We start from the raw sequence: 6,000 nt of genomic DNA on the forward strand, positions 1-6,000 counted from the left end.
ACCCGCTCACGGTATACACCGTTTCGCATACTCCGCCACAGATCGGGCAGTGAGGGAGAGCGGGTTCCCTCCCATCCGGGTAGCCAGTGCGCTGCATATTGCAGATCACAGGATTGTCCGGAATATTATTTATTGGAATTAACCTAACTGGCAGCATCAGAGCCCTCCTCCTTTCACGCCCCGGGTGCTGCAACTCCTTTGTCCATCACAGCCAGGATGCCACGGCGGGTCAGAATCTCATGGATGAGCAGCCGTCCCTTCTGTGTCCACTGGGTCTGCATCTTGGTATCGGGACGGCCATCGGCATGGATGAAGTGGATGGTCTTTGAACTGGTGAGCCCCTTCCCCATGTGCTTGCGGTACAAGATCCACTGGCCGTTGACATTGCGCTGGACGCCCTCATCATGGAGGATCTGGTTGAGCCTCCGGGCGCTGATGTCATAGTCTGCGGCAATCTGCGTGATCGCCAGGGCGCCCTTGCTCTCCAGGATGGTGTCCACATACTGCCGGATGGGCTCAAAGTCGGCCAGCTGCTGCTTCTGCCGCTCGTTCTCGGCGGCCAGGGCCAGCCGCTGCTCCTCGGCTGCGGCCAGGGCTCGTAGGGCGGACGGGTAATCCTGCGGAATCGCATAACCGCCAGTCTTTCGGATAGAGGGCAACACCTCACTGGTCACCCACCGGCGGAACTTCTTGGCCCCGGGCAGCTTGCTGGACAACACCAGGTAGTACAGTCCGGATTCATTGATGATGGTCGGGTGCTGTTCCCTGCCCATGGGGTCACGAATCGTTACCCCATCATCCTGCCGCCTGTCCTCTTCATCCACATGGTCGGCCAGCGCCTTTCTGGGATTGCTGTACCCCAGTGCCTGGGCCACGTCCTTGCCCACCAGCCACGGCTCACCGTCCACCTCCACGGTACGAATCTGCCCGAACTCCGGGCTCTGGAAAATCATCAGGTCATTCATAGTTACACTCCTTTCAAATTCTGGTTGTTCAGCTCAGTTCATGCCACGTCTGGCCACCAGGGCTTTTGCCAACACATCAACCTCATAAAGCACTCGACGGCCAACGGAGATCCCAGGGACGGCCAGGGCCTCCAACTCTTTTTTTGCGGTGCGCTCGTCTTTACATCCAAACTCCTGCGCCACCTGCTTGAGATTCAGCATGGCCACGCCGTGGCGTGCGAACATATCTTTCTTCTTGGCGGAGACGTCCCGCCACATAGGCGTTTGTGTCGCCATATAAATCACTCCCTTCATACAGTGACCCTGCCATTTTTGTCTTGTTGAGCACTTATTGTGCTCTGATTGGGGAAAAAAATTTCCTGGACAGTCATTCCGAAATAATTGGAAATCTTGACCTTGACCTCATCCCTTGGAATTCGCTCATCTCTCTCATACATTGCCCAAGAAGACTTGGTAATCCCCAAATCTGAAGCAATTTCGTCCTGAGTTCTATTCCCACGTAGATTACGGAGAATCTTACCAACTGTCATAAACTGATTCATATTCTTCACCACCTTTGTGCACTATTTGTGCTCGTTATAACAATAGTACACATATAGTACTCTTCAGTCAAGCTGATATACAAATAAAACGTACACAAATATTCCGTACACGTTTTGTGCACAATGTTAGATTGAACGAGTGCACAAAATGTGTATAATTAGATTAAGATGAAGGGAGGTGGACTGTGGATGGCAAGGTTTAATGATAGGCTGAAACTTCTACGCAGAGAATCAGGCTTATCTCAACAAGATTTTGCGAATCAGATCGGGACTTCGAAAAGCAGTGTAAATATGTATGAGCGAGGAGAGAGAGAGCCAGGGATAGAAATGCTAGAAGCTATTGCCGACTATTTCAATGTCGATATGGACTATCTTCTGGGGAAATCTGAGCATAGAAACAAATCCGCTTGGATGGAGAAAATGAGTTCCCAGCCATTCGCTGACGATTTTCCAAATGACTACATCGCTAACAACTTTTCTCCCGTATTGGTAAAACAGTTTCCCCTACTAGGCAACATAGCCTGCGGTGAGCCCATCTTTGCTGAGAACCATTTCGAGGCCTATATGGGGGCTGGGGAGAACGTCAAAGCAGACTTCTGTCTCCGGGCCAAAGGCGACAGCATGATAGGAGCAAGAATCCAGGACGGCGATATTGTGTTCATTCGGAAGCAAGAGATCGTAAACAACGGAGAGATCGCCGCTGTCCTAATTGGAGACGAGGCTATGTTGAAGCGGGTATACTATGACAAAGAAAACGGAATTCTTATGCTTTTTTCAGAAAACCCAATGTACGAAACCAAACGCTTTTCAGGGGAAGAGTTAAATAATATACGCATACTAGGTAAGGCTGTCGCTTTTCAAGGCGATATAAAATAAAAGGAGAGAGATATATGGATTTCATCGATCGGTTGAAGCAGTTCTCGAAAAGGGTCGAAAGCATGAGGGATTCGTTGCAAACAGAAGAGGCCACAAAAACGGCAATTATCATGCCATTCTTCGCAATGCTGGGTTACGACGTTTTCAACCCACAGGAGTTTGTACCCGAATTCACCGCAGATGTAGGTATTAAAAAGGGCGAAAAGGTAGACTATGCAATCATCAATAATGGAAAACCGGCCATTCTTATTGAGTGCAAGTCCATCAACGAAAACCTAGACCGCCACGATTCCCAACTTTTCCGCTATTTCGGGACAACCACAGCGAAATTCGCAATCTTAACAAACGGGATATTCTATAAATTCTATACAGATTTGGATGATCCAAATAAAATGGATAAGGACCCGTTCTTGACCATCAATATTCTGGACATTCGTGATAACCAGGTTCCAGAGCTAAAAAAATTCTGTAAATCTGTGTTCGATGTAGATGCAATTTCCAGCACGGCCTCTGAGCTGAAATACGCCCACGAGTTCAAGTCCCTTTTCACCAAACAACTGGATTCCCCCTCTGATGACTTCATTCGTTTCTTCCTGCAGAACTGCTACTCTGGTGCTAAAACTCAAAATGTTCTGGAGAAATTTAGACCCATTCTCAAGAAAGCACTCAATGACCTCGTTAGCGAAATGATGAACGATAAAATAAAGATCGCTCTCGGAAGTGGGGGTAATGTTGTTGCTCCAGAGCAGATGCAACCTGATGAGCAGCCAGATAATTTGTCAAATCCAGCCAAAAAAGAACCTCGCATTGTCACCACAGAGGAAGAACTGGAAGCATTTTTTATCATTAAAAATCTGCTCGCAGACGTGACCGACATCCATGACATCACATACAAAGACACTGAGTCCTACATCAACATTCTATACAAAGGAAATACACGAAAGTGGATTTGTAGGTTGCGGCTCACCGACAATCAGAAAACACTCATCGTTCCAGACGAGAATAAAAATGAATCCAAGTACAAGCTTGTGGACATCTACGACTTACGGGAGTACAAGGGGCAACTTACCACCGTACTTGAGCGATACCTCTAAATTGATGCAGAATGTGCTTTATATGGACTTTATATGATATGCGGTGTCACAGATTATGTTGAGATACCAACAGAATGAGAAAGGACGATGTAACATGAAAAAAGCGCTTGCCTTCATCCTCGCATTGATGTTAGCGCTTGCTCTTGCTGGCTGCGGTGGGGAAACAGGAAATACCCCGTCTGCATCCCCCACTGAGAGCATCCAAGCGGAACCCACCCCCAGCCCGGAGGCGCCCGAGTCCACTCCAGAGCCTGAACAAGAAGCAACCCCATTTGAGCAATTCAGCAACGGCCTGGATCAGCTGGGGTATCAATATGAGTCCACGGTCATGGGCGCAGAGTTGGTTGGAGCAAAAGCCGGGCAGAAATACACCTTCGATTTCGGCAAAATTGAAATCTACCAGTTTGAGGATGGCTCCGAGGCTCTGGAGAAGGCTGTCAGCGATGGCGGTGTCACTCTGGAGTGGTTTGGTGTGTTTCCGTGCGAGTTCAATGGAAACCTGGCAGCCATTGTAGAGCTTTCCGAAAATGAGGAGGCAATTCTTAACCTGTTCAATAGCCTGTGAGATTGCCAAATCACATAAAAAAACGCCCCCAGTGTTACCAGCACTGAGGGCGGAAGGTGTCGCAGGTGTTACCAGCACCGGCGACGAATACGCAAATTACCACGATGACCAAACCACGGCATTTTTGCGCCCTTTTATTGTACCACACTCCAGGGGCGCAGGCAATAGAGCATCATCCATGGAGGTGTGAGATTGTGAGCGAGTATAATTATATAGTCAAAACCGCAAGATGGAACGGGAAAAAACACTACGCAAGAGGAAAAACCGAGCTGGAGGCCATGACTAAACTGGCCGAAAAGATCGCCCAGGCCAAGCGGGGCGAGGAGACGCTGGGCGGGGCCATGACGGTGGATGCCTGGTATAAACAATGGAAGGCAACCTACAAAGACCACAAGGGCCTCACCCCCAAGTCCCTGGGGATGTATGACGAAAAGTACAGGGGCTATGTCAAGCCGGCCATTGGGCACCTGCGTCTCCAGGATGTCCGGGACGTACACCTGCAAAAGATTCTCAACGCCGAAGCCGGGCGCAGCTCCTCCCACGTCAAGAAGATCCGGTTGCTGCTCAAAGAGCTGTTCCGGCGAGCACGGCAGTCCAGGCTCATTGCCTACGATCCGGCGGAGCTCCTGGAGCTTCCCGCCATGACCGAGGGGCGGCGGAGATCTATCACCGACCAGGAGCGTGCTGCCATTCTGGATCTGGCCAAGACGCACCGGGCAGGGCTCTGGGTGCTCACCCTTCTATACACCGGCATGAGGCCCGGAGAGACAGCCGCCCTCACCTGGGCAGACATTGACTTTGATGCCAACGAGATCCACGTCCACGCCGCCAGGGAATCTGGCAGCGGGAAAATCAAAGGAACAAAGACCGAGGCTGGCCAGCGGGACATACCCATGCGCACTGAGCTGCGCCAGCGCCTCCTGGCCGCCAGGGGCAAGCCCTTCTCCCCCGTCTTTCCGACTCAGGCCGGGAACCCGCAGAACGAGAACAGCTTGCGCCGACTATGGACAGGCTTCAAGCGGGATCTGGACATTGCCATGGGGGCGGGGGTCTACCGCAATCAGATCATCCGCAGCGTGGTGGCTCCTGACCTCACCCCCTACTGCCTGCGGCATACCTTTTGCTCTGACCTCCAGAGGGCCGGGGTTCCGCTCAACGTGGCCAAGGAGCTGATGGGTCACGCAGACATCCAGACCACCGCCAACATCTACACCCACCGGGACAGCGCCACACTCCATGCAAACATCGCAAAACTGGACTATGGTTGCAAAGGTGGTTGCAAATCAGAAACCGGATAGTCTCAATCCATTGCACCACAACGTATTAAAGCCACAACGGGGTACTGCTTCCGGTTCTGAATGTTGGGGGTTCGAGTCCCTTCGGGCGTACCATAAAATCAAAACAGTATAGATGCCGTAGGCCAAAAGCCTACGGCATCAACTGTTTCCGGGCTTTTTCTCCTCAAAATTTCACCGAAAATTCCATAGATGTAAACTGCTGTTTCTCAGTAACCGAAGGGATTCGAACCCCCTTCTCCCCTGAGATTTGCATAGACATCCCCACTTGGCGCCCTTTTTGAAACCGGCTTATTCAAAAAGGGCGCTATCTTTTCCAAAACAGAATATACAAAGTTCTAGGCGTCAATTTGTTGGTCGTGACCGACCATCAGATTGGCGCCTTTTTTCATTTCAATCAAAATTCAAAAAGGGCGCTAAGCCCAAGGAGGTAATCAAAATGAATCAAGAAGTATTTTTTCAGGAGCTTCGCCGAGTACTCCAGCGAGAGGGATTTACCACCCAAGCTGTGCAGGACGGTCTACTTCCCGTGGAGTGGGATGGACACCCTCTCTGCAGGATCACAGAGGGCGGCGGTGTACGCTACTGGCAGGAGAATGTGGCAAATTTGGAACGGGAACAAGCCTGTCAAAGAGCCGCAGATCTGGCCTGTATGGTGCGGGA

The 6,000-nt window shown here is 50.7% G+C and carries 7 protein-coding genes and 1 pseudogene; 5 read left to right on the forward strand and 3 right to left on the reverse strand.

Annotation, left to right across the window (positions count from 1 at the left end):
• Window positions 1-173 precede the first annotated feature (173 nt).
• Genes B5G37_RS11945 through B5G37_RS11955 form a run of 3 tightly spaced genes read right to left on the reverse strand, consistent with a single transcriptional unit; the run spans window position 174 to window position 1,507 of the window.
• Window positions 174-965, reverse strand: coding sequence for a phage antirepressor (locus B5G37_RS11945; protein ID WP_087257867.1), 792 nt, complete (start codon window positions 963-965; stop codon window positions 174-176).
• Window positions 966-998: 33 nt separating this feature from the next.
• Window positions 999-1,241: a hypothetical protein gene (locus B5G37_RS11950; RefSeq protein ID WP_143482945.1), complete on the reverse strand. Its 243-nt coding sequence runs from the start codon at window positions 1,239-1,241 to the stop codon at window positions 999-1,001.
• A 14-nt stretch (window positions 1,242-1,255) separates the two neighbouring features.
• Complete coding sequence (locus tag B5G37_RS11955) at window positions 1,256-1,507, reverse strand: helix-turn-helix transcriptional regulator (protein ID WP_087257874.1); 252 nt, start codon at window positions 1,505-1,507, stop codon at window positions 1,256-1,258.
• A 189-nt stretch (window positions 1,508-1,696) separates the two neighbouring features.
• Here B5G37_RS11955 and B5G37_RS11960 point away from each other — a divergent pair, with 189 nt between their 5' ends.
• From B5G37_RS11960 to B5G37_RS11980, 5 genes and pseudogenes are all read left to right on the forward strand, one after another.
• Window positions 1,697-2,383, forward strand: coding sequence for a LexA family transcriptional regulator (locus tag B5G37_RS11960; protein WP_158099415.1), 687 nt, complete (start codon window positions 1,697-1,699; stop codon window positions 2,381-2,383).
• Between the two features lie 14 nt (window positions 2,384-2,397).
• Window positions 2,398-3,477: a type I restriction endonuclease gene (locus tag B5G37_RS11965; protein ID WP_087257879.1), complete on the forward strand. Its 1,080-nt coding sequence runs from the start codon at window positions 2,398-2,400 to the stop codon at window positions 3,475-3,477.
• Between the two features lie 94 nt (window positions 3,478-3,571).
• Complete coding sequence (locus tag B5G37_RS11970; RefSeq protein ID WP_087257882.1) at window positions 3,572-4,042, forward strand: hypothetical protein; 471 nt, start codon at window positions 3,572-3,574, stop codon at window positions 4,040-4,042.
• Between the two features lie 194 nt (window positions 4,043-4,236).
• Entirely contained in the window at window positions 4,237-5,340 is a 1,104-nt protein-coding gene (locus B5G37_RS11975; protein WP_158099416.1) for a site-specific integrase, read from the forward strand.
• A gap of 436 nt (window positions 5,341-5,776) precedes the next feature.
• Window positions 5,777-6,000, forward strand: a pseudogene (locus B5G37_RS11980) (hypothetical protein); the annotation flags it as partial.

The organism is Pseudoflavonifractor sp. An85 (genome assembly GCF_002161235.1).
Taxonomy (GTDB): domain Bacteria; phylum Bacillota; class Clostridia; order Oscillospirales; family Oscillospiraceae; genus Enterenecus.